This window comes from Acinetobacter sp. 161(2023) (genome assembly GCF_037027805.1).
Lineage (GTDB): Bacteria > Pseudomonadota > Gammaproteobacteria > Pseudomonadales > Moraxellaceae > Acinetobacter.
This window is the reverse complement of record NZ_JAZEYD010000017.1, coordinates 63,966-90,721: the sequence shown is the minus strand read 5'-3', so window position 1 is coordinate 90,721 and position 26,756 is coordinate 63,966. Positions and strand designations below refer to the sequence as shown.

27 protein-coding genes, 1 other RNA gene and 1 riboswitch are annotated in these 26,756 nt (G+C 37.7%); of the genes, 11 read left to right on the top strand and 17 right to left on the bottom strand.

The window, feature by feature from the left end:
• Positions 1–192 precede the first annotated feature (192 nt).
• From WA249_RS16275 to WA249_RS16260, 4 genes are all read left to right on the top strand, one after another.
• Positions 193–879 (top strand): HAD-IA family hydrolase, encoded by a 687-nt coding sequence (locus tag WA249_RS16275; protein WP_336170233.1) that lies wholly within the window; start codon positions 193–195, stop codon positions 877–879.
• A complete protein-coding gene (locus tag WA249_RS16270; protein WP_336170231.1) occupies positions 863–1,291 on the top strand; it encodes an RNA-binding S4 domain-containing protein in 429 nt (142 codons plus the stop codon). Before WA249_RS16275 ends, WA249_RS16270 begins: the two co-directional genes overlap by 17 nt.
• Before the next feature lie 145 nt (positions 1,292–1,436).
• Entirely contained in the window at positions 1,437–2,486 is a 1,050-nt protein-coding gene (gene recA, locus WA249_RS16265; RefSeq protein ID WP_336170229.1) for a recombinase RecA, read from the top strand.
• Between the two features lie 56 nt (positions 2,487–2,542).
• On the top strand, positions 2,543–3,025 hold the full coding sequence (locus WA249_RS16260) for a regulatory protein RecX (RefSeq protein WP_336170227.1): 483 nt from the start codon (positions 2,543–2,545) through the stop codon (positions 3,023–3,025).
• A gap of 14 nt (positions 3,026–3,039) precedes the next feature.
• On the opposite strand, the gene ffs is transcribed toward WA249_RS16260, so the two are convergent.
• Positions 3,040–3,136, bottom strand: an RNA gene (gene ffs / locus WA249_RS16255) — signal recognition particle sRNA small type.
• A 313-nt stretch (positions 3,137–3,449) separates the two neighbouring features.
• On the opposite strand from ffs, the gene WA249_RS16250 reads away from it, so the two are divergent.
• Complete coding sequence (locus WA249_RS16250) at positions 3,450–4,313, top strand: YbgF trimerization domain-containing protein (RefSeq protein WP_336170225.1); 864 nt, start codon at positions 3,450–3,452, stop codon at positions 4,311–4,313.
• A gap of 54 nt (positions 4,314–4,367) precedes the next feature.
• Here the strand turns inward: WA249_RS16250 and lpxA are convergent, their stop codons facing one another.
• The 12 genes from lpxA to rimO form a co-directional block, all read right to left on the bottom strand.
• Entirely contained in the window at positions 4,368–5,156 is a 789-nt protein-coding gene (gene lpxA, locus WA249_RS16245) for an acyl-ACP--UDP-N-acetylglucosamine O-acyltransferase (RefSeq protein WP_336170223.1), read from the bottom strand.
• Positions 5,153–5,638, bottom strand: a complete 486-nt coding sequence (gene fabZ / locus WA249_RS16240) for a 3-hydroxyacyl-ACP dehydratase FabZ (protein WP_000140523.1) — start codon at positions 5,636–5,638, stop codon at positions 5,153–5,155. The genes lpxA and fabZ overlap by 4 nt, the downstream gene beginning before the upstream one ends.
• 6 nt (positions 5,639–5,644) lie before the next feature.
• Positions 5,645–6,715, bottom strand: a complete 1,071-nt coding sequence (lpxD, locus tag WA249_RS16235; RefSeq protein ID WP_336170218.1) for a UDP-3-O-(3-hydroxymyristoyl)glucosamine N-acyltransferase — start codon at positions 6,713–6,715, stop codon at positions 5,645–5,647.
• Positions 6,716–6,719: 4 nt separating this feature from the next.
• Positions 6,720–7,220, bottom strand: a complete 501-nt coding sequence (locus WA249_RS16230; RefSeq protein ID WP_336170215.1) for an OmpH family outer membrane protein — start codon at positions 7,218–7,220, stop codon at positions 6,720–6,722.
• A 40-nt stretch (positions 7,221–7,260) separates the two neighbouring features.
• The gene (gene bamA, locus WA249_RS16225) at positions 7,261–9,771 is read right to left on the bottom strand and encodes an outer membrane protein assembly factor BamA (RefSeq protein ID WP_442891987.1); all 2,511 of its coding nucleotides are present in this window, start codon (positions 9,769–9,771) and stop codon (positions 7,261–7,263) included.
• Between the two features lie 37 nt (positions 9,772–9,808).
• Positions 9,809–11,164 (bottom strand): RIP metalloprotease RseP, encoded by a 1,356-nt coding sequence (gene rseP, locus WA249_RS16220; RefSeq protein WP_336170211.1) that lies wholly within the window; start codon positions 11,162–11,164, stop codon positions 9,809–9,811.
• 1 nt (position 11,165) lies between these two features.
• The gene (ispC, locus tag WA249_RS16215) at positions 11,166–12,362 is read right to left on the bottom strand and encodes a 1-deoxy-D-xylulose-5-phosphate reductoisomerase (protein WP_336170209.1); all 1,197 of its coding nucleotides are present in this window, start codon (positions 12,360–12,362) and stop codon (positions 11,166–11,168) included.
• Positions 12,363–13,187: a phosphatidate cytidylyltransferase gene (locus WA249_RS16210; RefSeq protein ID WP_336170207.1), complete on the bottom strand. Its 825-nt coding sequence runs from the start codon at positions 13,185–13,187 to the stop codon at positions 12,363–12,365.
• Positions 13,187–13,939, bottom strand: a complete 753-nt coding sequence (gene uppS, locus WA249_RS16205) for a polyprenyl diphosphate synthase (RefSeq protein WP_336170206.1) — start codon at positions 13,937–13,939, stop codon at positions 13,187–13,189. Before uppS ends, WA249_RS16210 begins: the two co-directional genes overlap by 1 nt.
• 5 nt (positions 13,940–13,944) lie before the next feature.
• Positions 13,945–14,499: a ribosome recycling factor gene (gene frr / locus WA249_RS16200; RefSeq protein WP_004791853.1), complete on the bottom strand. Its 555-nt coding sequence runs from the start codon at positions 14,497–14,499 to the stop codon at positions 13,945–13,947.
• 85 nt (positions 14,500–14,584) lie between these two features.
• Positions 14,585–15,313, bottom strand: coding sequence for a UMP kinase (pyrH, locus tag WA249_RS16195; RefSeq protein WP_003652185.1), 729 nt, complete (start codon positions 15,311–15,313; stop codon positions 14,585–14,587).
• A gap of 50 nt (positions 15,314–15,363) precedes the next feature.
• On the bottom strand, positions 15,364–16,707 hold the full coding sequence (gene rimO, locus WA249_RS16190) for a 30S ribosomal protein S12 methylthiotransferase RimO (RefSeq protein WP_336170204.1): 1,344 nt from the start codon (positions 16,705–16,707) through the stop codon (positions 15,364–15,366).
• Between the two features lie 342 nt (positions 16,708–17,049).
• On the opposite strand from rimO, the gene glnL reads away from it, so the two are divergent.
• From glnL to WA249_RS16165, 5 genes are all read left to right on the top strand, one after another.
• Positions 17,050–18,159 carry a nitrogen regulation protein NR(II) gene (glnL, locus tag WA249_RS16185; protein ID WP_336170202.1) on the top strand — a complete coding sequence of 370 codons (1,110 nt, stop codon included), beginning with the start codon at positions 17,050–17,052 and terminating at the stop codon, positions 18,157–18,159.
• The gene (gene glnG / locus WA249_RS16180; RefSeq protein WP_336170200.1) at positions 18,146–19,639 is read left to right on the top strand and encodes a nitrogen regulation protein NR(I); all 1,494 of its coding nucleotides are present in this window, start codon (positions 18,146–18,148) and stop codon (positions 19,637–19,639) included. The genes glnL and glnG overlap by 14 nt, the downstream gene beginning before the upstream one ends.
• A gap of 260 nt (positions 19,640–19,899) precedes the next feature.
• Entirely contained in the window at positions 19,900–20,553 is a 654-nt protein-coding gene (locus tag WA249_RS16175; RefSeq protein WP_336170198.1) for a TetR/AcrR family transcriptional regulator, read from the top strand.
• A gap of 112 nt (positions 20,554–20,665) precedes the next feature.
• The gene (argF, locus tag WA249_RS16170; protein ID WP_336170196.1) at positions 20,666–21,583 is read left to right on the top strand and encodes an ornithine carbamoyltransferase; all 918 of its coding nucleotides are present in this window, start codon (positions 20,666–20,668) and stop codon (positions 21,581–21,583) included.
• A gap of 191 nt (positions 21,584–21,774) precedes the next feature.
• Positions 21,775–22,299 carry a protein tyrosine phosphatase family protein gene (locus tag WA249_RS16165; RefSeq protein WP_336170194.1) on the top strand — a complete coding sequence of 175 codons (525 nt, stop codon included), beginning with the start codon at positions 21,775–21,777 and terminating at the stop codon, positions 22,297–22,299.
• Here WA249_RS16165 and ispF read toward each other — a convergent pair.
• Positions 22,287–22,778, bottom strand: coding sequence for a 2-C-methyl-D-erythritol 2,4-cyclodiphosphate synthase (ispF, locus tag WA249_RS16160; RefSeq protein ID WP_336170192.1), 492 nt, complete (start codon positions 22,776–22,778; stop codon positions 22,287–22,289). The two genes, WA249_RS16165 and ispF, sit on opposite strands and share 13 nt — an antisense overlap.
• 99 nt (positions 22,779–22,877) lie before the next feature.
• On the opposite strand from ispF, the gene WA249_RS16155 reads away from it, so the two are divergent.
• Positions 22,878–23,522 carry an A1S_1983 family putative colistin resistance protein gene (locus WA249_RS16155; RefSeq protein ID WP_336170190.1) on the top strand — a complete coding sequence of 215 codons (645 nt, stop codon included), beginning with the start codon at positions 22,878–22,880 and terminating at the stop codon, positions 23,520–23,522.
• Between the two features lie 44 nt (positions 23,523–23,566).
• Here the strand turns inward: WA249_RS16155 and WA249_RS16150 are convergent, their stop codons facing one another.
• The 3 genes from WA249_RS16150 to WA249_RS16140 form a co-directional block, all read right to left on the bottom strand.
• Positions 23,567–24,811: a D-amino acid dehydrogenase gene (locus tag WA249_RS16150; RefSeq protein WP_336170188.1), complete on the bottom strand. Its 1,245-nt coding sequence runs from the start codon at positions 24,809–24,811 to the stop codon at positions 23,567–23,569.
• A gap of 175 nt (positions 24,812–24,986) precedes the next feature.
• Positions 24,987–25,074, bottom strand: a riboswitch (glycine riboswitch).
• 150 nt (positions 25,075–25,224) lie between these two features.
• Positions 25,225–25,716, bottom strand: coding sequence for a hypothetical protein (locus WA249_RS16145; RefSeq protein WP_016137872.1), 492 nt, complete (start codon positions 25,714–25,716; stop codon positions 25,225–25,227).
• Between the two features lie 328 nt (positions 25,717–26,044).
• Positions 26,045–26,590, bottom strand: a complete 546-nt coding sequence (locus WA249_RS16140; RefSeq protein ID WP_336170184.1) for a cysteine hydrolase family protein — start codon at positions 26,588–26,590, stop codon at positions 26,045–26,047.
• Positions 26,591–26,756: the final 166 nt, after the last annotated feature.

Here is a 26,756-nt window from a genome sequence, read left to right as displayed (position 1 = left end):
TTACAAAATTCCACGTTATAATTTCAAACCATTTACCTTCTCAATCCATCATATTAATTTATACAAATTTTAGAAAAATTAATGGATGAAGCTTTAAATTAGTGTGAGTGTTTAATTTATGATTTTAAAAGGATATATGGTAGATGTGTCTTAAAAATTTTACTTTGAATGATTTTGGAGATATTTAAAAATATGTCTAAAATCATAATGTTTGATATGGATGGTACACTCTTAGATCTCGCTTTTGATGATTTCATTTGGAATGAATGTCTTCCTGAACGACATGCGAAAATACATCAACTTCCCCTCGCAGAAAGCCAAAAAAAGCTATATCAATTTTATCAATCACATCGGCACACTCTTGTTTGGTATTCATCAACCTATTGGACTAAAACTGTAGAAGTTGATGTACTCAAATTACAACAAGAATTTCAATCTAAGATCCAAGTTCGTTCTGGCTGTATTGAGCTTTTGAAACAACTTAAAGAACAAGGATACACGTGTTGGCTAGTGACTAATGCTGACCGCGCGAGCTTACACTTAAAACTCGATAATATTGCAATTGAACATTTCTTTGATGTCATCATATCAAGTGAACAAGTAGGTTATGCCAAAGAAGATATTAATTTTTGGCAAGAGCTTCAACGATTACACCCCTTCAATCCAGATGAAACGATTTTTATTGACGATATGGCTCCTGTATTAAAAACGGCAGAAAAATTTGGTATTAAACACTTGTTTACTATCTCACAGCCCTCAAGTCTAAAGGGTATAAGACAGCATCAAGATTTAGAATATAAAGCACTAGATCGACTTACAGAATTGCTGTCTATATTGAATGAAATTGATAGAAAGGATAATGATGTCAAAATTGCGTGAAAACGATGCTGTAGAGACCATGCGGGTCGACAAATGGTTATGGGTTGCTCGTTTTTTTAAAACTCGTTCAATTGCTAAAGCAGCGATTGAAGGAGGTAAAGTACATCACAATAATGAGCGTGTAAAAGTTTCCAAAGAAATTCGAGTTGGAATGGAACTTATTATTCAGCAAGGGTTTGATAAAAAAACTGTTGTGATAAAAGCCCTTTCGAATACACGTGGTCCAGCTCCAATCGCACAGCAACTTTATGAAGAAACCGAAGTGAGTATTGCTAGACGAGAGTTGATTGCATCCCAACGAAAATTGCATAATCTAGCTCGACCTGATCATAGACCTGGTAAAAAGGATCGTCGACAAATTATTCGGTTTAAACAGGAGAATGATCAAAATTGGTCATATGGTGATGAATAAAAACGTCGAGTTGTGTCGCACACACACATACAACACATAGAAGCTATAGAAAAAATCTGTCACTATTAGCCCAGTGAAACAAGTTGAGATTCAATGCATCCACTTGGGTTAAACGTGATGAACATAGAGTATTGAGGTTTTTGAGATGGATGAGAATAAAAGCAAAGCATTACAAGCCGCGCTAAGTCAAATTGAGAAACAATTTGGCAAAAATACGGTGATGCGTCTCGGTGACAACACTGTTCAAGCTGTTGAAGCTGTATCTACAGGCTCTTTGACTTTAGATATTGCATTGGGGATTGGCGGTTTACCAAAAGGTCGTATTGTCGAGATTTATGGTCCAGAATCTTCTGGTAAAACCACAATGACTCTACAAGCGATTGCACAATGTCAAAAAGCTGGCGGTACTTGTGCATTTATCGATGCAGAGCATGCATTAGATCCACAATATGCACGTAAACTCGGTGTGGACATTGATAACCTGCTTGTATCACAACCTGATAACGGTGAACAAGCACTTGAAATTGCAGATATGCTAGTCCGTTCTGGCGCAATTGATATGATTGTTGTCGATTCAGTCGCGGCACTTACCCCTAAAGCAGAAATTGAAGGTGAGATGGGTGACTCTCATATGGGCTTACAAGCTCGTCTAATGAGTCAGGCACTTCGTAAAATTACTGGTAATGCTAAGCGCTCAAACTGTATGGTTATTTTCATTAACCAGATCCGTATGAAGATTGGGGTAATGTTTGGTAGCCCTGAGACCACAACTGGTGGTAACGCATTGAAGTTCTACGCTTCTGTACGTTTAGATATCCGCCGTATTGGTCAAGTAAAAGAAGGCGATGAAATCGTCGGCTCTGAAACTCGCGTTAAAGTTGTTAAAAACAAAATGGCACCTCCTTTCAGAGAGGCTCTTTTCCAAATTCTCTATGGTAAAGGCACAAACCAGCTAGGCGAACTTGTAGATTTAGCTGTACAGCAAGATATCGTACAAAAAGCAGGTGCTTGGTATTCATATCAGGGTAATAAAATTGGTCAAGGTAAGAACAATGTTATTCGCCACTTTGAAGAAAACCCTCAAATGGCTGGAGAGATTGAACGTAATATCCGTGAACAACTGTTAACAACAGGTACTAATGGTGCTGCTCAAGTTGAAGATGAAGAAGAAGCTGATCTTTTATTAGAATCTTAATTATTCATGCACCTTAAAACGCCCTTCGGGGCGTTTTTTTACAAGGGAATCATAATATGTTCAAAAGAACTGAAGAACAGTCTCAACAAAGAGCCCCGCTTACTGGCCAGCGTTTACGCTCTTATGCTTTTGCTTTATTGACTCGTCGGGATTATTCCAAAGCAGAGCTTATTGAAAAATTAACTCGTTATGCACAAAATCCTGAAGAAGTTAAGCAACTTGTTGAGGAATTATCTGAACAGAATTATCAAAGTGATCAACGTGTTGCTGAACAAATGCTTGCTAGCCAAATTCGTAAAGGCAAAGGACCAAAGCGTATTAAGCAAGCTTTAAAAACAAAACAAATCGAAAATGATTTAATTGCAGAAGATATTCAGAATATTGACTGGATAGAACAAGCATATCAACTAAAAGTGAAGAAGTTTGGCGAAGAAGTAGAAAAAGATCCGAAGCTTAAAGCGAAACAGATTAGGTTTTTACAATATAGAGGATTTGATTTAGATGTAATTATAAAAGCAGTCCAAAGGAAAATGGACTAAAAGAATGGTGGCAGCCCCACTAGCAAAACTTCGGCACATCATAGATCTGCTACCGTTGCTACCTTCCGGTCCTGGCGGGGTTCACAGAGTACAATTGCGAAGCCACCAGCGGGGCTACCATTGCAAAACAGAGTATAGAGATTTTTAAAAGAGTTGCAAGCCTTCTTCACAGTTTTAAGCAAGTTTATGTTTCGATTGATTAATTCATCAGCAAAAAACCATAATTTTCTATACTTCTCTCTCCTATATTCTTTCTTGTATCTTATTTTGGATAAAATATGCTTGAAGATTGTAAACTATTCTTGCATTTATATTGTTAGCTGTTTTAATTGCATTGACCAATTAAAATCTTAGATAGTTAAGTGAATAGCTTATATATTCCTTTCTCAAGTTGGCTTTTACATAAAATTATGGACCTATACTCATGCGATTGATGAAGCATTCTTTATTATTTATTGCCTTAATGAGCACTACCTCTCTCTATGCCAACGTTCCAATTGAGTCTCGCGGTTTAAGCCAAAGCGGTGGTAGTTCAACTAACACTTCTTCTAATAATGTTTCGGTTCCTAGTAATTTAAACTGGGAATTAATGCAAAAAAACCAACAATTAGAGAGTGATATACGTACCTTACGTGGGCAATTAGAAGAGCAATCAAACGATATTGAACAATTGAAAAAAGATTTATCTAATCGCTATACGGACCTAGATCAACGCTTAGAACTCCTTAATCAGAAAGTAGATCCTGAAAGTGCACCATCAGATAATCCTGCAAAAAGTGACACTCCAGCTACGGCAAACACAGAAGCCTCCAGAGTAGATAACAAAGTGGTTGATGCTACTCCAACAAGCAGCCCTTCCACTACGCTTCCACCACAACCAGATGCGTCTCAACCACCTTCACAAAATCAATCAAACCCAGTAGAGCTTGAAAAGGCTGCCTACACTGTAGCTTTAGATGCCTACAAACAAGGTGGTGCAAAAAAAGCAATTGCTCCAATGCAAAACTTTATCAAAAATCATCCAAATAGTGTTTATACGGGAAATGCCTATTTTTGGTTAGCTGAATTTAATTTAGCAACTGATCCAGTTAACTATAATGAAGCAAAAAAGAACTACAATGTAGTAGCAACTCGATATCCAAATTCTAGTAAAGCTCCTCGTGCTCTTTATCAACTCTATAGCATTGCTAAAGATGTTGATAAAAATACAGCTTCAGCAAACCAATATAAAACTAAAATCTTAAGTCAATATCCAAAATCTGAAGAAGCTAAATTTTTTAATAAATAATAATTTTAAGAAAAAAAAACACCGCAATATGCGGTGTTTTTTTAATATATTTTCTTAACGCACAATACCACGTTCAGACTGTTCAACAGAGTCAATTAATAATTGAGCTTCAGGAACATTCGGAAGTATATCATTTTTAATCTGCTCAACAGCTTGAACAGAGGTAAGCCCTGATTTAAAAATTAACTTATAAGCCTCTCTGAGACCCTGAATTGTATTTTTAGACCAACCCTTTCTACGCATTCCTTCGATATTAATACCAAATGCATGGGCTGGATTACCAGAAGCCATAACGTAAGCTGGTACATCCTTTAAAATTAGCGATGCGCCACCCACCATACTGTAAGAATCGATTTTACAGAATTGATGAATGCCAGAATTCCCTCCCACAATAACATGATCACCAATATGTACATGTCCAGCGACACCAACATTATTAGCAAAGATATTGTGATCACCTACAATACAGTCATGCGCTATATGCGTATTTACCATCAATAAGTTATGACTACCTATTTTAGTTAATGCATTATCTTGCACAGTACCTCTATGTAAGCTGCAATGTTCGCGAATTAAATTATTGTTACCAATTTCAAGCCAAGTTTCTTCACCTTTGTATTTCAGGTCTTGGCATATCTCACCAACACTTGCAAATTGAAAAATCTCATTATTTTGGCCAATTCTGGTAAAACCACCTACTACCACATGAGAATGTAATTTAGTACCAGCACCTATAGTCACTTGAGGCCCAATGACACAATAAGGTCCTATTTGAACATCCGAAGCAATCACTGCAGATGGATCAATAATGGCGGTAGAATGGATTAAATCGTGATTGCTCATGCCTGCTCTGTTTTTTGGTGTGAAATCATAATCTCAGCGGTTGCTGCTACAATGCCGTCAACGCTAGCTGTACAATTATATTTGTAGATACCGCGCTTCTGCATTACCAACTCGGATTTTAATACAAGTTGGTCACCTGCAACTACTTGTTTTTTAAATCTAACTCTTTCTGCACCGGCAAACAGGAACAAAGAACCTGGTTTTGGTGTTTCATTGTTCATAATAAATCCTAGAACACCTGAAACTTGAGCTAGTGCTTCAACAATTAGAACGCCAGGCATAATTGGATATTCTGGGAAATGTCCTTGTAGAAATTCTTCATTGATAGAAACATTTTTATAACCAACAATACTATTGTCAGTAACTTCAGTCACACGATCAACCAATAAGAATGGATAACGATGCGGCAAATATTGACGAATCGTTTGAATCTGCATTGGTAATTCAGGGATGGCAAATTTAGGTGTAGTTGACTCGGTCATAATATTCTATTTACGCAAATTAAAGGTTGATTCAAGAGACTCTATTTGAGCTTGTATATGATCAAGTCGTTTAGTGATTTGGGTCAATGGCACATCTGCTAATTGTCGCAAGCGTACAATTGTCTTTTTCCAATGACTATTTTCAAATAACCCGATTCCAGAAGAATAAGTTCCAGCCACAGAAATATTTTTTGTGACCATTGACATTGCTGTTAGAGTCACATTATCAGCAATATAAAGGTGCCCTGATACTCCACAAGCTCCACCTAGAATGCAGTTTTTGCCAATTTTAACACTACCTGCAACTCCACTTTTAGCAGCGATAGCTGTATTTGAACCAATATGAACGTTATGTGCGATTTGCACAAGATTATCAATAATTACCCCATCTTCCAAAATAGTGTTGTCGAGCGCACCTCGATCAATACTACAATTTGATCCAATCCGAACATCATTTCCAATTAAAACTGAACCTAATTGAGCAATACGATGCCATTTGCCTTGATAAGGAGCAAAGCCAAAACCTTCACCTCCAATCACGGTGCTAGAATGTACACGAACACGATCTTGCAGTTTAGAACCACCCGTAATAGTGACATTAGAGTCAATAAAACAGTTTTTTCCAACCTCTACATTATCATCAAGCTTTGTATGTGATTGAATAACTGTATTATCACCTACCACACAATTTTCACCAATTACAACGTAATGACCGATATATGCTGTTTCAGAAATAATCGCAGAAGAATGAATTTGAGCCGTACTTTCTATACCTACAGATGTGTTTTTTTTATCAAAAACATGAGTAAGTATGGCAAAAGCTAAATAAGGATTATCAACAATAATAAAATTTTGTTTGTCAGGAAGCTGTTCTTTAATAAGGCTTGTAACAATGTACGCACCCGCGCGGCTAGCCTTTGCTTGAGCAATATACTTTTCGCCATTCACGAAAGCAATTTGATGAGTTTCAGCATTTTCTAAACTTGCTAAGTTTATAAATTGAAGACTACCCATACCTACTAGCTCACCATTTACGAGGTGAGCTAGTTCATCTAAACGATAATGTTGCACTGTCATTAATTTATTTCATTGAATTAACCTTTTGAATCATTTTATCAGTTAAATCATATTTAGCGTCATAGGCAACAGTTGAATTTTTATTCAAAATGAAGTCAAGATTATTTTCTTTTCGTAATTGTTCAGCTGCTTGCTTCACGCGATTCTCGAAAGTTGAATTCATTCCTTGCAAACTAGTTTGAACTTTAGACTGCAAACCTTGTTGAGTCGAATTAAATTCATTAAGTTTTGTCTGATATTGTGCCTGAAGCTTTTTAATATCATCTTCTTTCATTTTTTGCCCCTGAGTTTGGGCTTGACGCTGAAGACCTTCTAATTCCTTACCCAACTGCTCAAGACGAGTTGTTGTTGGCTTAACTGATTGATTTAAACTTGCATTTTGTTGTTTCAAATAAGCACTGTTTTCAACAACTTTAGCCAGATCAATAACACCATAGCCTGCAGCATTAGTCATAGCAGAAACTGTCAGACCTAGTCCTAACATTAATATATTTAATTTTTTCATTTAAATTTGTGTCCTTATTTCATGTTTAGTCAAGTCGTACTTAGAAAGTACGACCGATTTCAAATTGGATTTCTTTGGTTTTATCACCAGACTTTTCATTTAATGGGTATGCATAGCTAAGCGATAATGGTCCAATCATGGTAATCCATGTAAAACCTACACCTACGCTATAACGCATATTACCTAAGTCGAAACCATAGTTATCTTCACAGTATTTTTTAGCGTCTGCAATTTGCTGACCATTCATAATCATAGAATAAGAACGAACGTCGCACTTAGTATCAAATACTTGACCACCTTCAGCAAAAATTACTGGTCTAACTTGACGAGTCCAGTCACCTTTAAAAGGTAATGGTAGAGCTAACTCAGTACCAAACTGCACTAGAGCGTTACCACCCACATCCTCTGGAGAAGAGTCATCTTTGCCTTCTTCTTGTAAATTTACGCTTGAATATTTCGGACCCAGAGTACTGTTATCATAACCACGGACAGAGCCATAACCACCCGCATAGAAGTTTTTATAGAATGGCAAATCATTACCATAGCCAAGTTTACCATAGCCACGAAGTACAAAACCTTTACTACCAATAGGGAAAAATGCCTGAGCATCATAAGTCGCTTTTTGATAGTCAACATCACTACCTGGCAAACCAATTTCCAAACCTACTCGATGTGACATCCCTGACGTTGGGAAAATTGGGCGGTTTAATGTGTTATATGACCAACCTAAGTTTAAGTTATAAGTAAAGAACTCACCTTCAAATGCACTCCCATAAGGCTGAGAAACTTTGTCATCTGGGCACTTATAAACTCCTGTTGCTGGATCTTGTACAAGGTCACCGAGACAGTAAGTGCTGGTTGAAGTGGTTTTTCCACCATTTTTTAACAAGTAGTCACGTACATAAGTAGATACGTATGCACCTGTTGTTACCTTGGTATTATCAATACCTAAAGAGGCACTTAAACTCTGATTCTCATCAATTGGATAACCAAAACTTAAACTACCACCAAAACTATCGGTAACGTAGTTATTAACGTTATAGTTATCATTAAGTTTAGTCTTACGATAATAAACGTTATAACCGCGGCTTACCCCATCAATTGTAAAGTAAGGATCTGTAACACTTAAGTTATAGTAATCTTGAGTTTCGGAACGAGATAAATCGATCGCAACGCGGTTACCCGTTCCCATAAAGTTAGTCTGGCTTAAACCTGCCTGGAACGTGATACCACCACTTTGTGAGTAACCTACAGCTAATGTTGTAGTTCCCGAGTGTTGTTCTTCAACATTTACGTTTAAATCCACCTGATCTGGTGAGTTTGGAATACGCGCTGGTTTAATATCAACAGTTTTAAAAAATCCTGTACGCTCTAAACGAACCTTGGATAAATCAATTTTTTCATTACTCGCTAAAGCGCCTTCCATTTGACGCATTTCGCGGCGTAATACTTCATCGGCAGTTTTACTATTACCTGTAAAGTTAATACGACGTACCGTGACCTGCTGACCTGGGTTTACATAGTAATTTAAGTCAACAATGCCTGTATCGTTATTTATTTGCGGAACAATATTCACATCTGCAAAGTAATAACCAGCGTTACCATATTTACGCAACAATAATTGCTTAACGGCATTTACTTTTTCTTGAGAATAAGTATCACCATCTTTATAGATTTTTAAAGCTTGTAATTCTTCTGGTTTATAAAGTGCATCACCCAAAAATTTGGTTTGTCCAAATTTAAATTGGCTGCCTTCATCTACAGCAACTTCAATAAAGATGTTCTTTTTATCTTCACTAATATTAAGCTGTGAGTTATTAATATGGAAATTAATATAACCCTTATTAAGATACATAGCGCGCAAAGCTTCAAGGCTCGCAGCCATTTTCTCTCTCGCATAACGATCATTACGAGTTACAATAGAAGCCCAGCCACTTTCTTTAACTGCAAAAGCTTGTTTAATTTCGCTGTCTTTAAAAACAGTATTACCAATAATATTGATATTAAAAACTTTAGCAGCTGTACCTTCATTAAAATTTAATTTAAGTTCAACACGGTTGTTTGGACGAGCGACCGTATCAACAGATACATCAGCATCGTAACGGCCCTGCTGGGTATATTGCTGCTCTAATTCAGTTTCAATTGTTTGTAAAGCCGATTTCTTGAAAACTTCGCCTTCAGCAATTCCCATTTTTTTAAGGCCTTGTTCCAATGCCTCTTTAGGAATAAGTTTGTTACCCTTAAATTCGAGTTTTGAAATAATTGGGCGTTCTACGACATTAAAAACTAAAGTATCGTTATCTCTTGATGCTTTAATATCGTCAAAAAGTCCAGTGGCATACAATGTTCGAATTGCTTCTGCGATCATCGGTTCATTAACGCGATCGCCACTGTTGATTGGCAACATGGTATAAACATTTGCAGGAGTAAGACGGACCAAACCATCTACGCGAATATCTCGAACAACGAAATCATCAGCTGCATATGCTTGTTGTACCGCTGCCATAGCGCTAACAAGTGCCAAAGGCATTAAAAAATGTGTGTGCCGCATGCCAGTTTTTTCCAGTAAGTTATAAATCCATATACGTTTACAAACGCATAAAATCATTAAATAAAGCCAAAAGCATCATACTACCGAGCAGTACCATACCAATTTTTAGACCAAACATTTGTATTTGTTCAGAAACAGGCTTCCCACGAATAGCTTCAATAATGTAATAAACCAGATGGCCACCATCTAGCATTGGAATTGGTAATAAATTTAAAATTCCAAGACTTACACTCATTAAAGCCATAAATGAGATAAAAGTCTGCCATCCCATTTCTGCACTTTGTCCCGCTACTTTCGCGATTGTAATTGGACCAGAAAGATTTTCTAGACCAATTAAACCCTTAACCATTTTTACTATTGAACTCAATATCATGCTAGAGATTTGACCAGTTTTATCTAGTGACATCTCGAAAGCTTGTATTGGAGTATATTGAATTGTTTGCTTATATTCGTCAGGAATTGTAATTTTTCCTGCATCACTTTTCACGCCCAAGACACCACTCACTTGCCCCATGTTATCCCGTTTTCCTTGAGGCATGACTTGCAAATGAACTAATTGACCATTACGTAACACATCAATATTAAGTAATTTTTCTGGAGAATGTTGTACTACCTCTACAACATCAAACCAGTCTTTCATTGCCTGACCATTAATTGAAGCAATACGGTCACCAACTTTCATCCCTTGACGAATTGCAGCACCATCTTGAGTCAACTCAGTAACAATAGCTGGAATAACAGGGCGGTATGGTAAAAAACCTAGCACATCTAATGCTGATTCATTCTGATTTTTTAAGAAGTCTTTAATTGGTAAAACAATATTTTTCTCAGTACCTGCACGGTCCACATCAACATTTACACTACCAGTTTCACCTACACGGTCAATCAAAGCAAAGTTAAGCTTTTCCCAAGTTTGGGTTTCTTTCCCGTCAACCGCAATAATCTTATCACCGACTTGCATTTGTGCAGTTGCTGCTGGTGAGTTTGGTATGATTTTACCGACTCTAGTGTTTAGTTGTTCTTGTGCTGGTAAAAATAAGATCCAGAAAAGTAAGACAGCAAAAATCAGGTTAATTAAAGGACCAGCTGCAACAATTGCTATACGTTTCCATGGTTTTTGACGGTTAAATGCGTAAGGTAAATCCTGTTCTGCAACATTACCTTCACGCTCATCGAGCATTTTTACATAGCCGCCCAATGGTAAAGCTGAAAGTTGATATTTGATTCCAGATTTTTTTGATGTCCACTTGAGTAATGTTGGCCCAAAACCAATTGAATACACTAAAACTTTAACACCGAGTTTTCGTGCCACCCAATAATGACCGAACTCATGAATTGCAATTAGAGGACCAAGTAAAAGAGCCGCTGCTGCAATCATAAATAATGCACTCATTTCAGCCTCCTATACTTGATATATATTGCTGTGCCACATGTCGCGCTATTTCATCTTTAGCTAAAATGCACTCAATATTTTCAGCAACTGAATTTTCCAATTTTTGCAAAGTATGTTCTACCACTTGTGGGATATTTGTAAATCCAATTTGTTCCTTTAAAAATGCAGCAACAGCAACTTCATTTGCAGCATTTAAAATAGTAGGTGCCAAACCTCCCTCACGCATTGCTTGACGAGCCAAATCAAGTGCTGGGAATTTTTGAATATCTGGCGCTTGAAAATTAAGCTGAGAATATTCAAATAAATTTAAAGGAGGAACACTCGTCTGTAAACGCTCAGGCCATGCTAAAGCATGTGCAATTGGTGTACACATATCTGGATTACCCATTTGCGCCAATGTTGAACCATCCACATATTGCACCATAGAATGAATAATACTTTGTGGGTGGACAACAACTGTAACAAAATGTTCAGATATTGAAAACAAATGGCATGCCTCAATCAACTCCAACCCTTTGTTCATAAGAGTAGCTGAGTCAACTGAAATTTTCTGCCCCATAGACCAATTGGGGTGTTTACAGGCTTGCTGAGGAGTAACTTCTTTTAGTTGCTCTAAGGAATGGTTTAAAAAAGGACCACCAGAGGCTGTTAATAAAATTCTTGATACGCCCTGCTGTGGTTGTCCATTTCTTTCAGCTTCTAAATAATTATGAGGTAACGACTGAAAAATAGCGTTGTGTTCAGAGTCTACTGGCAATAATAATGCCTGATGATCACGTGCTGCTTGCATCATGATTTCACCAGACATAACCAAAGCTTCTTTATTCGCTAATAATACGCGCTTACCTGCTTTCACAGCAGCCAGAGTTGGTAGTAAACCAGCAGCACCAACAATTGCGGCCATAACAACATCAACATCTGGATGTGAAGCAATGCTTACCAAACCGTGCTGATCAACCAAAATTTCAATATTTTGTAATTTATTATATGTAAATAGTGCTGTTAATTCGGCAACTTTTTGCTCAGGAACAACCACAACTTTTGGTTGAAATTGTTTGCAAATTTCAACTAACTCGGAAATTCGGCTATGAGCTGAAACTGCAAACACTGAATACTTATCAGGATGTTGATTTAAAATTTTTAAGGTACTTTGACCAATGGAACCGGTTACACCCAATATGCAAACAGATTGTGTCATCTATAAATCTACACCAATAAGTTTTAATATATACATTCCCGTTGCAAAGATCGGGGCTGCTGCAAGTAAAGAATCAATACGATCTAAAACACCACCATGACCAGGCAAAACACGACCCGAGTCTTTAATACCAGCACGACGTTTAATCATTGATTCAAATAAGTCACCCAAAACTGAACCAAATACTGTAATTAATGACAATATAAGAAACAGAGTTTGCTGAATTAAAGTTAAATTTAGATAATGATATTGCACAACTAACATTATTACTACGGTCGTAATAATACCACCGTACAAACCTTCCACTGATTTGTTCGGACTTACAGTCGGAGCTAGTTTTCTTTTTCCAAACTTACGACCAACAAAGTAAGCACCACTATCTGCACCCCATACGAGCAAGAACAGATACATTAACCACCATGGTGAGCTTTGCCATACTACAAAAATTGACGTTACCGCAGCGCAGACTAAAATTATACCAATCACGTATAAGGTCGCGTTATACCAGCCATCAAATTCAGGAAATGACTTGACCCAATATACACTTACAATCCAAGTTAAAATTGAAGCAGACCACAAAAGTAATGCAATATCATGGAAAAATAGGGCGACACCTGAAACACATGCAACAAGCAGACCGTAACACCACGCTTTGGGTTTTACAGCATTTGCAGTTTCGCGAGGCATTAATTTATACCACTCATACCCCGCAACCCCTGCTGCAACAATCATAAGAACCAACATTGGATAATGTGATTGCGTAGCAAACATACAGCCTAAAACAACTGCAACAAGTACCAATGCGGTAACAATCCGCTCTAACATTATAAATTCTCTATTTTCTCTTGCTGAATTTGTTCAGATGTTTTGCCAAAACGACGTTCACGCCCTGAAAAAACATTCAATGCATGATCGAACTCTTTTACTGTAAATTCTGGCCATAAAGCTTCCGTAAAATACAGTTCCGCATAAGCCGCTTGCCATAATAAGAAATTAGATATGCGGTAATCTCCGCCTGTACGGATTAACAAATCCACAGGTGGCAGATCGTTTAGACTGACATATTTTTCGAACAAATCAACATTTATTTGATCAGCACCAAATTCACCACGGGAAACGGCCTCTGCAACCTGTTTGGCTGCATTTGCAATATCCCACATCCCACCATAGCTTATAGCAATAGTGAAGGTCATAGTGTCATGGTGTGCTGTCTGTTGCTCTGCATCTTCCATTAAGGCAACTAAGTGTGAAGACAACCGAGAACGATCACCTATAAAACGCAAAGCAATATTAAATTTCTTCATGCGAGGTATTTGCTCATGAATACTTTCTTCCAGAAGCTTCATAAGCAGATCGACTTCATACTGCGGTCGATTCCAATTTTCACTTGAAAATGCAAAAACAGTTAAAGCACGGATACCAGTTTTTTTGCAATGCTCAACGATAGGATCAAGAACATTTTTACCCTCCCGATGCCCATCACCTTTTTGCATTTGATTTTTTTTTGCAAAGCGGTTGTTGCCATCCATAATGATGGCAACATGCTTGGGAAGATGATACTCTTCAGAATCGGTCATAAAAATTAGACCTTCATCAATTCTGCTTCTTTAGCTGCAAGACGCTTGTCAACTTCTGCAACATATTTGTCAGTAATTTTCTGAATATCATCACCTGCACGGCGCTCATCATCTTCAGAAATTTCTTTCTCTTTTAGCAATGCTTTAATATCACCCAATACATCACGACGGATATTACGAATCGCAACTTTTGCATTTTCTGCTTCATTACGCGCAACTTTTTGCATATCACGACGTGTTTCTTCAGTTAATGCTGGTAAAGGTACACGAATTGCATCTGCTGTAATTGGATTTAAACCAAGATCACTTTCACGGATTGCCTTATCAATAGCTGAAACCATTGTACGCTCAAATGGCTGAACAATAAGTGTACGAGAGTCTTCGATACCCACGTTTGCTACTTGATTTAAAGGCACATCAGAACCGTAGTAAGGAACCATTACACCATTTAAGATTGATGGGTGTGCACGGCCGGTGCGAACTTTAGCAAACCCGAGTTCCAAAGACTCTAGAGTTTTCAACATACGCTGTTCGCTGTCTTTTTTCAGATCGTTAATCATATGATCTACCTTACTTATTTATTCAAAGATATATTTAACAAATTTAATTTAGCGCTAGTATAAAGAGCTTTCGGTAACACGTACATTATTTAGTAACGCGAGTCCCTTCTTTTTCACCCATGACTACTGACAATAACGCACCTGATTTATTCATATCAAAAACTTGCAATGGCACATTATGGTCACGACACAAACAAATAGCAGTCAAATCCATAACACCAAGTTTTTCATCTAATACCTGATCAAAAGTTAAATGATCGTATTTAACAGCATCTTCAAATTTACTTGGATCTTTATTATAAACGCCGTCTACCTTGGTCGCTTTTAAAATCAAATTCGCTTCGATTTCAATTCCGCGTAAACATGCTGCTGTATCCGTTGTGAAGAATGGATTTCCTGTACCCGCAACAAAAACACAAACCTCACCTTGACTCAAATGACGAATCGCATCACGACTTGAGTAAGACTCTACCACTGTACCAATTGGCAATGCAGACATAAGACGAGTTCTGATGTTACGACGAACTAGAGCATCACGCATGGCTAAGCCATTCATCACAGTTGCAAGCATACCCATTTGATCGCCTGTTACACGGCCAACTAGACCATCTTTTTGCAACTGACTACCACGGTACAAATTACCGCCACCCACAACAATACCCACTTGCACACCCAAACCAACCAAGTGTGCAATTGAAAGTGACATATGATCTAAAACTTGGGCATCAATACCCATATCTTTATTACCTGACAACGCCTCACCAGATAATTTTAATAGAATACGTGAATAACGAGGGCTAATTGTTTCCGCCATGACTTTGCTCCAAAACCTCTTAAACTGAATGCTCTTTAAATATATTTCGATTAAACCGATTTAATTTTAATTAACTTTGCAAATAAATCGTATTCATCTGCATCGGTAATTTCGACTTCCAACATATCGCCCGGTTGAATAGTGTTCTTATCGATATCTTCTACAAACACATTACCGTCAATTTCCGGAGCATCGGCATAAGAACGTGCAACGGCAACAGGATATTCATCTTCTAAACCATCGACTAATACAGTCATCGTTTGACCAATACGTTTTTGTAATTTGGCAGCAGATATTTGCTGCTGCACTTGCATAAAGCGCTCGTAACGCTCTTGCTTAATTTCTTCTGGCACATGATCGGGTAAATCATTTGCCGTAGCGCCTTCTACTGGTGAATAGGTAAAGCAGCCTACACGATCAAGTTGAGCTTCAACCAACCAATCTAACAAAATCTGGAAGTCTTCTTCAGTTTCGCCAGGAAAACCGACCACAAAAGTAGAACGGATCACAAGATCAGGGCATTTTTCACGCCATAACTTAATTTTTTCTAGCGTATTTTCACTATGTGCCGGACGCTTCATTAATTTAAGAACGCGTGGGCTTGCATGTTGGAAAGGAATGTCAAGATATGGCAGGATTTTACCTTGAGCCATTAAATCGATAACCGCATCAACATGTGGATATGGGTATACATAGTGTAAACGCACCCAGATGCCCAATTGGCCTAGTGCTTCACACATGTCGAAGAATTTTGTCTTAACAGGCTGACCATTCCAGAAGTCAAGTTTGTACTTGGTATCTACACCATAAGCTGATGTATCTTGAGAAATAACCAAGATTTCTTTAACACCGGCTCTTTTAAGAGCAGCAGCTTCTTCTAATACACTACCAACTGGACGAGAAACCAAGTCACCACGCATACTTGGGATAATACAGAAGGTACAACGATGGTTACATCCTTCAGATATTTTTAAGTAGGCATAATGCTTTGGTGTTAAGCGAATTCCTTGTTCAGGAACCAAATCAATAAACGGATTATGTTTAGGTGGTGCTGGTACATATTCATGTACAGCTTCCATTACATCTTGATAAGCTGCTGCACCAGTAACCTTTAAAACATTTGGATGCATTTGACGAATTTTATCTTCATCTTTACCTAAGCATCCAGTAACGATCACTCGACCATTTTCACTCATGGCCTCGCCAATTGCATCTAGCGACTCTTGTACCGCAGATTCAATAAAACCACAGGTATTAACAACGACTAAATCAGCACCATCATAATCTGATGCAACTTGATAACCTTCAGTCTTTAACTGAGTTAAAATTCGTTCAGAATCTACCAATGCCTTAGGACAACCTAAAGAAACAAAACCGACTTTGGGGGTCTTCATGAATCTGCGCTCCACTTGAATGCGCGTATTGTATGTCTTTTCTTGGCTCAAGCATAGGTGGAAAGCCTACTCTTTGTGTAATGCACCAAAATACAACCAACATTTGCACCAAAACTCAGCTTTGCACCAATTTAGATCATGTTATTATCTAAAATTGAGCTATCCGTTTTGATCAAAAGATATAAAGAACGATTTCAGCGCGTTTTTAAGTACCTTAAAACTTTAAAATAACCCATAAACAAAGTTGGCGTATATTTTGCATCGTTCATGTTCTATAACGGTGAAAATCCGATAATCAATGAAGATGCCATTGCGCTATTTTAAGACAGGAACGATTCGCTAATGGATCAACACAACCCTATCGACTATCGCCTATTGGTAGACAACTTAACTACTGCGATTTTATTAATCGATAGTAACTTGAATATTTTTTATTTAAATTCTGCCTGCGAAGCACTATTTGATATTAGTTTGCTTCGTGCTTCAGGACAGCCTGTTTTAAACCTACTTCATGCCCCTGATGATACTTTTAATACGCATGAAGCTTTATTAAATACCATAAAAACTGGACAACATTATACGCGTCGAGAAGCTGTCATTAATGTTAACTTTAAAGACCTTCATGTGGATTACACAGTTTCTCAATTAAATGCAGGCAAAAGCTACCATCCATTATTGTTAATCGAACTCAATCCAATCGATCGCATGTTAAAGATTTCAAAAGAAGAAAATCTAGTTCAACAACATCAAGTCGCTAGGCAGCTCGTGCGTGGCGTTGCACACGAAATTAAAAACCCACTTGCAGGTATTCGGGGAGCAACCCAATTACTCGCTCGTAGTTTAAATGATGAGACTTATGCTGAATTCACCGATGTCATCATTAATGAAGTAGATCGTTTAACTAATTTGGCTGACACCATGTTAGGTTCCAGACAACTACCAAGCTATGAAAATGTTAACGTACACGAACCCTTAGAACGAGTTCGCTCTCTTATTGCAAACCAGACAAAGAAGAAAATTAAAATTATACGTGACTATGATTTGTCTTTACCCGATGTTAATGCCGATCGCGATCAGTTAATACAGGTCATGCTCAACATTAGTGTAAATGCAATTCAAGCCATAACAGAGAACAAAACATTCTTTATCGATCAGGAACCCGAGCTAATTCTACGTACCCGCATACAACGACTGGTCACAATTAATGGTGTGCTGAATCGATCTACCGTGCGGGTCGATATTGAAGACAATGGACCTGGTATACCTGAGAGTATTTTAGAGTCCGTATTTTACCCTTTGGTTACTGGGCGAGCAAAAGGTACTGGGCTTGGCCTGAGTATTGCACAGAATATTATGCACCAACATAACGGAATGATTGAATGCCAATCTGTTCCTGGAAAAACTATTTTTAGCTTATATTTACCTTGGGAGTCAGACCGTGTCGCGAAATAAAATATGGGTTATTGATGATGATCGCGCCATGCGATGGGTATTGGAAAAGACCTTTAAAGAAGAAGGCTTTGACGTTACCAATTTTGAGGAAGCTCAAACTGCGCTTGAACGTTTGCATCATGATGCTCCCGATGTCATCTTAACTGACATTCGAATGCCTGGAATTGATGGTTTAACTTTCTTATCTAAAGTCAAAAACTCTCATCCAGATTTACCTGTCATTATTATGACTGCACACTCTGACTTAGAGTCTGCCGTTTCAAGCTATCAAACAGGTGCATTTGAATATTTACCAAAGCCGTTTGATATTGATGAAGCTTTAGCCTTAGTCAATCGTGCAATTCTGCATATCAACAAGCTACAACAGCAAGAAGCTACAAAAACAGCTTTACCTCTTCAATCAACAGAAATTATTGGTGAATCTCCGGCAATGCAAGAGGTTTTCCGCGCCATTGGACGTTTATCTCAATCTCATATTACCGTTTTAATTAATGGTGAATCGGGTACGGGTAAAGAATTAGTCGCGCATGCTTTACACAAGCATTCTCCACGTCGTGCCAAACCTTTTATTGCTTTAAATATGGCTGCAATTCCAAAAGACTTGATTGAAACCGAGTTATTTGGTCATGAAAAAGGCGCTTTTACAGGTGCAAACACTCAACATCAAGGCCGCTTTGAACAAGCAAATGGCGGAACCCTATTCCTTGATGAAATTGGTGATATGCCATTTGAAACACAGACTCGCCTACTTCGTGTACTCGCCGACGGTGAATTTTATCGGGTAGGTGGACATATCCCAGTTAAAGTTGATGTTCGAATCGTTGCAGCAACGCATCAGGATTTAGAGAAACTGGTGAATGAAGGTCGTTTCCGTGAAGACTTGTATCACCGTTTAAACGTGATTCGCATTCATATTCCTAAACTTGCTCATCGTAGTGAAGATATACCAATGCTCGCTCAGCATTTTCTTGCACGTGCAGGTAAAGAACTTGGCGTAAGTCCAAAAATCTTACGTACCGAGACAACAGACTATATGCAACAGCTGCCATGGCCTGGCAACGTTCGACAACTTGAGAACACGTGCCGCTGGTTAACTGTCATGATCACTGGACGTGAAGTTTATCCAGAAGATTTACCTTCTGAACTCAAACAAGTTCCTTTACAAAAGAATAGTGAATCTGCACAACCGGCCCCTTCATTTGAACGCATTTCTTTACACCACTGGGATGAATTACTCAATCAATGGGCAATTCAAAAGCTTAAGAATGGTGAAATGAAGCTTTTAGATATTGCCACACCAATGTTTGAGCGCACATTAATTAACGCGGCTTTACAACAAACGCGTGGACGAAAACGTCACGCAGCAGAATTACTGGGTTGGGGCCGTAACACCTTAACTCGCAAGTTAAAAGAACTTGGGATGGATTCTGCTGACGATGATGAAGAAGACGAACACAAAGTTACCCAAAGTGAAGCCTAAAAACTTACCCACTAAAATAAAGCGGCTAAGAGTGTCTTAGCCGCTTTATTTTTACGGTTAGATTTTTTATTAATTTTAAACATGAGGTTACATCATTAATTTTTTTCCAAACCGCCCCCTAAATTCATATTTCATATTAGTTTATTTTTTAAAATACGCGCTTACTGTTCAGCAGATGATCTAAAAAAATAGCGATGACCATCCTTAAAGATAGTTTTGCTATACTAAACAAGCAAAGTTAACCGTTGTTATGAAATTTTATGCATGATCCCGTCCTTGAGTCACATCATTCAGTATGTGAAAAACCCCAAACACGCCGAGGTATAGAACGACGCTTAGCTTTATTGCTAAGCGCAACCGAGCTGTTTTTGGATAAAGGATATGATGCTGTTTCTCTTGATGACATCGTTAATCATGCCGGCGGCTCAAAAGCTTCCATCTATAAATATTTTGGCAATAAAGATGGCTTGTTTACCGCAATTTGCGATTATCGCCGTGAAATGTTCTTTAAAGATATTTGTGTACCATTTCAACCTTCCCAAACATGTTTACGCAACTATCTGATTCAAACACTTATTCGCTTTTATACTCATATTATTCAACCTGAACATATCGCTTTTTTACGTTTGGTTATTGAACAAACACAATGCAATGCAACTTTGAGCAAATATCTATATGAAAAATGCGCTCAAAATGTACAAAACACCATTGCTCAGGCACTTCTAATTTCCCATCAGGCTGAAGAAATTCTTTGCACCTCTCCTAATCATTCTTCGTTAATGTATTTTGGAATTTTACGTGATATAGAATGGCGCATGATTATGGGGAGACCCCTACCAGCTAATGAGAAAGAAGTAATTGATTATATTAATTATTGTGTTGAAATTTTCTTAAGAGGCCATCACAGAGCCTAATTCTTTTGCATTTTAAAATGCTTATAGTATAGTAGACTTCTTTTTTCCCACCTCCACCCAGCCAACAACAGATAATTGTTGTATTTCATAACAATTATTATGGAGTAGCTACATGGCTCTAAGACATTTCCTGACTTTACGTGATTTATCCACTCTAGAACTTAATCGCATTTTAGAACGCGCAATCGAGCTTAAAAAAATGCAGCATGACAATAAGGTATACCAACCTTTTGTCGGTAAAGTATTGGGAATGATTTTTGAGAAATCAAGCACGCGTACACGAATCTCTTTTGAAGCAGGCATTAATCAATTTGGCGGTAGTGCGATTTTCTTATCACCTCGCGACACGCAATTAGGTCGCGGTGAACCAATTGAAGACTCAGCACGTGTAATTTCAAGTATGCTTGATATTGTGATGATTCGTACTTTTGGCCATGACATTATTGAACGTTTTGCATCGTATTCAAAAATTCCTGTTATTAACGGTTTGACAGACGACCATCATCCTTGTCAGTTACTTGCAGATTTGCAAACTTATATTGAACACCGCGGCAGCATTAAAGGTAAAACCGTTGCTTGGATTGGTGATGGCAATAATATGTGTAACTCATATATTGAAGCTGCGCACATGATGGGCTTTAAACTCAAAATTGCATCACCGAAAGGATATGAGCCTAAACCTGAATTTTTAGCAGAGTTTGGTCATTGTGTGGAAGTTTTTGATAACGCAGAAGATGCTGCTGTAAATGCCGATCTCATTGTGACAGATGTATGGGCAAGCATGGGACAAGAAGAAGAACAAAAACTTCGTGAAAGAGCCTTTGCTCCTTTTCAAGTCAATGAAAAATTAATGGGACTTGCTCATCCTGAATGTTTATTCATGCACTGTCTACCTGCTCATCGTGGCGAAGAAATTTCTGAAACTATGCTCGACCATAAAAATGCAGTAGTCTGGGATGAAGCGGAAAACCGTTTACATGCGCAAAAAGCTTTGATGGAATTTTTATTGAATGAAAATCTAAAAGCTTAACTATTTAAATAAAAAACAGCATCTTTATGATGCTGTTTTTTATTTTATAAGACTTGTACTTTTCCAGTTAATTATTTTTAATTTTTTGATAACGTTGTCGAATATATAAGCAGGCTGTATTTCAACTATTCACTAGAATCGTGTATAACATTCTACACAATAAGCTAAGCCTACTCTTGTAGAGTGCGATCATGACAATCCTTGAACAATCATTATCTCAAATTCCCGCATTTTCGATTATTCATGAACATTTATTTAGTTCGGCTCAACCCTCAATCGAACAACTAAAACTGATTAAAGAATATGGTTGCAGTATAGTCATTAATCTCGCTTTAAGTAATGCACCAAACCATATTGAAAATGAAGATCGTATTTGTTTAGACCTCGGTTTAAATTATATCCACATTCCAATTGACTGGGAGACTCCATCTGCCGAGCAATGTTTATTGGTACTCGATCTTATTGATCATTTAGTTCAGAATGAAATCGTCTGGATTCACTGTACTAAAAATGATCGTGCTAGTTGTCTCATGTATGTCTATAGACAGTTTTATATGAATATGGACATGCCTACTTCTCAAGATTTACTCCACGAGATTTGGGAACCCAATGAAACTTGGACAGGGCTTATTCATAGTATTACCTTACAGCTACAAGGCCGTAAGGCAACTCTGGAGCTTCAACAGTCTTTGCAACAGGCCGATCACTTAGTGTAATGAGAGACTAGAACAGTTGCTGTAGCTAAAATGCCCTCTTGACGACCGGTAAACCCAAGTTTTTCGGTTGTCGTTGCTTTAATACTGATTTGATTAACATCTACATTTAAAACATCAGCAATGCTTTGACGCATTTCTAAATTATGCTTAGCTAATTTTGGACGTTCACAAGCCACCGTAATATCCGCATTATTTAACTGATAACCGCGATCCAATATTAGTTGGTAAACATGCTTTAACAATACTCGGCTATCTGCACCCTTAAATTCTGGGTCAGTGTCAGGAAAATGTTGTCCAATATCTCCGAGTGCCAAAGTGCCCAACAAAGCATCACATAGGGCATGTAGTACAACATCACCATCAGAGTGTGCTTTCAAGCCATGTGTATGTGGAATTTGAATGCCAGCCAATGTAACGAAGTCCCCCGCTTCAAAGGCATGCACATCCATTCCTTGTCCAATGCGAATTTGAGTAACCATATAACTATTACCTTCCATAAAAACTTAAGAAATCTTGTATTCAGCCTTTCTGTTTCGCTATAGTACACCTAGCAATGTAGACTGAAAGTATAAGCGATCATGCTGTCTAATACTGATATGAATCAATTGAAAAGATTAAGTTTTGCCGTGACACTGAGTTGTTTATGTTCATCTCTTGTCTTTGCAGAATCAATAGACTGCTCCAATTCTGGGGCTGAGCTTAAAATCTGCTCAAAAACATTTAGTGAATCGAGAAAGCAACTCAATAATAAATATCTTTCTGCATATTTAGTTACTGATGCCCCCTTACAGCTTTTACAGGATACACAAAAGTTATGGTCTAAACATACTCAGCAATGCAAGAGCAATACATGCATTCAACAACAGTTTGATTTACGTACTGACGACCTAAATTTTTATGCATCACTTAAGCAAACGCTTACCCAACATTATCTTAAGTTTGAAAGTGGACGCCTAGCAGCACAGCCTGTTCACATTCAAGTCCATCAGCTCGCAAAAGATAAAATCAAGATTGAAGGGATAGCATACCGCAATCCAAATAACCGCAAAGAAACTCAAACGATTTCTTTAATGGCCTATAGTTCGCCTGAACAAAAAAGTGAAATTTTAGATAATGAACACAACTGTAAATATCAGTTTAATTTTCAAAAAGCTTTACTCAATGTGAAAACCCAACAAAAGGGCTGTGAGCGTTTTAGCGGAATCTACCGATTATATGATTAGCGCTTTAAATAAAAGCCAGTGTTTGAACACTGGCTTTTTACTTTCTAGATCGGATATTTTTGAGCAATATCCTCACCAACTAAAACCGCGGTTGCCGCAGATAAAGTCCACCCTAAGTGCCCATGTCCCGTATTGTAGAAAATACGAGGTTGTTTAGACTGCTTCACCACAGGCAGCATATTAGGCATCATAGGTCTTAACCCTGCCCAAGGCACCACATGCTCAGTTGAAATATCAAAGTTACGGTTTACCCAATTCACCAGTGGTTGAATACGATCAGCCCGTATATCGCGGTTGTAACCATTAAATTCAGCAGTTCCCGCTACGCGCAATCGATCCTTACCTAAACGAGAAGTCACGATTTTAGCACTCTCGTCTAGTAAGCTGACCCACGGTGCATTTTTTACACTTTGCTCATCTTTTAGTTGCACAGTAATTGAATAGCCTTTTACTGGGTAAACATTTACTCGCTCTCCAATCATATCGGCGAGTTGATAACTTCCCACACCACCACAAACCACAAGCACATCACCTTCGATTTGGATGCTATCGGATTCAACAAGATAAGGATGCTCTGCACTTGGCTGACAACTTACGATCACTTTGTCTGGATGACACTTAATATCTGTGACTTCCAGACCGAATTTATACTCAACGCCATATTGTTTAGTCTTTTCAGCCAAAGAGGTTGAATATTTATGAATATCCCCCGTTGCATCACTTGGTGTGTAATAACCACCAAAATATTCACCGGTTAATGATGGCTCTATGGTTTTCATTTCATCAGGTGAAACTGAATAGCGCTCCAATTTGCCTTTATTCAAGACATGATTGACTTGTTTAGCAATCTCGTAGTCAGCCTTACTATGATACATATGAAGAATGCCACGTTTTTCCAAATCAAACTGAAGCTGCTCTTTTTCTGCAACTTCAAACAAGCGCTTACGAGCAAGTAATGCCAATCGGACTGTCTCGATCGTATTCGCTTCATAGTGTTTAATATGGGATAAAAACTCAACTAGCCAGCTATACTTATGCAAACTAAATGAAGGGTTCAGCAATAGCGGTGCATCTTTTTGTCTCATCCATTTAAAGCCCTTAACTACAGTGGCTTTTTGGTTCCATACTTCGGCATTACAAGCCGATAATTGCCCTCCATTGGCAAATGATGTTTCCATTGCAGGATATAGATGTCGATCAATCACTGTGACTTGATAACCCAGTTGCGACAATTCATAGGCAGAGGTAACCCCTGTGATTCCCGCACCTATCACAATAACATGTGGCATAACAGACTCCTCAGAAATGCAAAACATTTCATCAGTACAGCCCATCTGTCATTGGTACCTGAGAGTTTCGACCCCAACGTTACCTTTTAACGTTTAGATCTTCCCCTTCGGTGAGTTTATAATTTATAAGTTATTATTTTCAATTCTTATAAATCTAAGCTTCTCTCCAGATTTTTTAATTATTACAGTCCTTCTGCCTGAGAGTTTCCGGGCTTGTTGCTCCTTCGGCGGGTTCTTTCGAACCTCTCTCCCGCAATAATTTTGTATTTATATAAGCAATGTATCTGCCACTTTAAAAAAAACGCATTCTTTTCTTGTAAACTTTTGTACCAGTAATTATCAAGTTATAAGTAATTAATTTAATTATAGAAATAAAAAAGGTGAATTTTTATAAATTCACCTTTTGTGTTTAATTAGAATTTTCCATTGAGCACTGGGTCTGAAACTGTTCCCTTCCATTGCTCACGCAAGGTTGGTAAATAAAATTTCTCACCAATAGTGACCAATTCCGCATCAATCAATGCGTGAACTTCATGCATGAAAATATAATCAAGTGCGACCAAAGAAAGTTCATGATTTTTTTGTGCTGTTTTCTTACGTTTCGCTTGAGCTTGTTTCACTAACTCATTCGCAAAGTTTTTATCTTTATAAGCCGTAATTGCATTTAAACGGAGTTCAATAACACCCCATCCAGCCAATAGCTTTTTAAAAACATCAAAATCTTCTGAAGTTGATTCCCATGTGACATTTTCTAGATCATTATCATCAGGTAAAACTGGCAATAACAGGTCACCTGTACTTGGGAAAATCTTTTTAAGATTTAACAGAAACTTAACAGGCTGATCACCGGGATAATCATTAAATTGCACATGTTGTTGAGTATCTGTCAAATAAATAGAGAGCATTCAAAAATCCTTAGCTAAGCTTCTGTTTTCAATTATTTTATTTCAATCTTGCAAAATAAATGCAAAACAAAAACAATATAAAAACAGGACAAGGTGGGCATTTTAACAATTATGACAGCTTATTCAACGCTAATTCGCCATTAATTAGTGAAACTTACACCCTGTTGATAAAAAGCCCTCCGAAAAGAGCTCTTTGTTGATACAAGTTCAATTCTTGCTACCGCTAAAAACCGAGCAACCACTAGTCTTCAAAAGGTTTTTTGTACTTTAGTGATACAGCTAATAAGACTTTTTGAATAAAGTTGTTCACTTTATATCTAAATTAAATTTAAGAAATAAACTCTGCTGTAGTTTTTAACTGAGCAAAAGCATTACTTAAAACTTGATTATGATGCTCAATTATTTGCTGAGCGTTTAAAGCTGCTGAATCAGTTGTTGTATGTGCATCTGAAATTAGTGTCACTTTATATCCATACTCTGAAGCAGCCCTAACAGTAGTATCAATACAATACTCAGTTTTCATTCCAGTAATAATGATTTCATCAACATCAAGTTTCTCTAATACTTCTTTTAAAGCAGTATTTTTAAAGCTACTCGGGTACATTTTTTCAATGACTGTATCCGCATTTGGATTAAAGGATAACTCTTTAATCAGCTGAGTGTTCGGTCCACTTGAATCTAATGGCGTGTCTTTCTCACCGACATGCCGAATAAAGATAATTGATCTCTCATTCAAGCGGCAATATTCAATAAGGCTAAGAATATTTGAAAGTACAAGTTGAGCATTATGTGGCTTAGACTGGCCACCAAATAGGCCATTTTGCATATCAATGACGAGTAAAGCCGATTTTGAGTTACTACTGAATTTTTCCATAATCTTTCTCTGTAAAACCAATAATGAGCAGAGAAAAATTAACCCAGCCATTATTGGCTGGGTTTGGTTATCTTATTAAGTCACTTTAATAAAAAATCACACGCAGCCTTCTTCAAAGGTCGTGGTGGTGATCGTGATTTTATTTAATAAACAGTTCATTTGTTTT

Coding starts and splice junctions, on each gene's coding strand:
- frr (WP_004791853.1), bottom strand. CDS start 14,499: ATGATTAACGATCTGAAAAAAGACAGCGAACAGCGTATGTTGAAAACT.
- WA249_RS16275 (WP_336170233.1), top strand. CDS start 193: ATGTCTAAAATCATAATGTTTGATATGGATGGTACACTCTTAGATCTC.
- glnL (WP_336170202.1), top strand. CDS start 17,050: ATGGATCAACACAACCCTATCGACTATCGCCTATTGGTAGACAACTTA.
- rseP (WP_336170211.1), bottom strand. CDS start 11,164: ATGAGTGCATTATTTATGATTGCAGCAGCGGCTCTTTTACTTGGTCCT.
- fabZ (WP_000140523.1), bottom strand. CDS start 5,638: ATGACCGAGTCAACTACACCTAAATTTGCCATCCCTGAATTACCAATG.
- bamA (WP_442891987.1), bottom strand. CDS start 9,771: ATGCGGCACACACATTTTTTAATGCCTTTGGCACTTGTTAGCGCTATG.
- WA249_RS16175 (WP_336170198.1), top strand. CDS start 19,900: ATGCATGATCCCGTCCTTGAGTCACATCATTCAGTATGTGAAAAACCC.
- WA249_RS16145 (WP_016137872.1), bottom strand. CDS start 25,716: ATGCTCTCTATTTATTTGACAGATACTCAACAACATGTGCAATTTAAT.
- uppS (WP_336170206.1), bottom strand. CDS start 13,939: ATGACCGATTCTGAAGAGTATCATCTTCCCAAGCATGTTGCCATCATT.
- WA249_RS16155 (WP_336170190.1), top strand. CDS start 22,878: ATGCTGTCTAATACTGATATGAATCAATTGAAAAGATTAAGTTTTGCC.
- rimO (WP_336170204.1), bottom strand. CDS start 16,707: ATGAAGACCCCCAAAGTCGGTTTTGTTTCTTTAGGTTGTCCTAAGGCA.
- ispC (WP_336170209.1), bottom strand. CDS start 12,362: ATGACACAATCTGTTTGCATATTGGGTGTAACCGGTTCCATTGGTCAA.
- argF (WP_336170196.1), top strand. CDS start 20,666: ATGGCTCTAAGACATTTCCTGACTTTACGTGATTTATCCACTCTAGAA.
- WA249_RS16140 (WP_336170184.1), bottom strand. CDS start 26,590: ATGGAAAAATTCAGTAGTAACTCAAAATCGGCTTTACTCGTCATTGAT.
- lpxA (WP_336170223.1), bottom strand. CDS start 5,156: ATGAGCAATCACGATTTAATCCATTCTACCGCCATTATTGATCCATCT.
- WA249_RS16165 (WP_336170194.1), top strand. CDS start 21,775: ATGACAATCCTTGAACAATCATTATCTCAAATTCCCGCATTTTCGATT.
- pyrH (WP_003652185.1), bottom strand. CDS start 15,313: ATGGCGGAAACAATTAGCCCTCGTTATTCACGTATTCTATTAAAATTA.
- recA (WP_336170229.1), top strand. CDS start 1,437: ATGGATGAGAATAAAAGCAAAGCATTACAAGCCGCGCTAAGTCAAATT.
- lpxD (WP_336170218.1), bottom strand. CDS start 6,715: ATGACAGTGCAACATTATCGTTTAGATGAACTAGCTCACCTCGTAAAT.
- WA249_RS16210 (WP_336170207.1), bottom strand. CDS start 13,187: ATGTTAGAGCGGATTGTTACCGCATTGGTACTTGTTGCAGTTGTTTTA.
- WA249_RS16150 (WP_336170188.1), bottom strand. CDS start 24,811: ATGCCACATGTTATTGTGATAGGTGCGGGAATCACAGGGGTTACCTCT.
- WA249_RS16230 (WP_336170215.1), bottom strand. CDS start 7,220: ATGAAAAAATTAAATATATTAATGTTAGGACTAGGTCTGACAGTTTCT.
- WA249_RS16250 (WP_336170225.1), top strand. CDS start 3,450: ATGCGATTGATGAAGCATTCTTTATTATTTATTGCCTTAATGAGCACT.
- WA249_RS16260 (WP_336170227.1), top strand. CDS start 2,543: ATGTTCAAAAGAACTGAAGAACAGTCTCAACAAAGAGCCCCGCTTACT.
- ispF (WP_336170192.1), bottom strand. CDS start 22,778: ATGGTTACTCAAATTCGCATTGGACAAGGAATGGATGTGCATGCCTTT.
- WA249_RS16270 (WP_336170231.1), top strand. CDS start 863: ATGTCAAAATTGCGTGAAAACGATGCTGTAGAGACCATGCGGGTCGAC.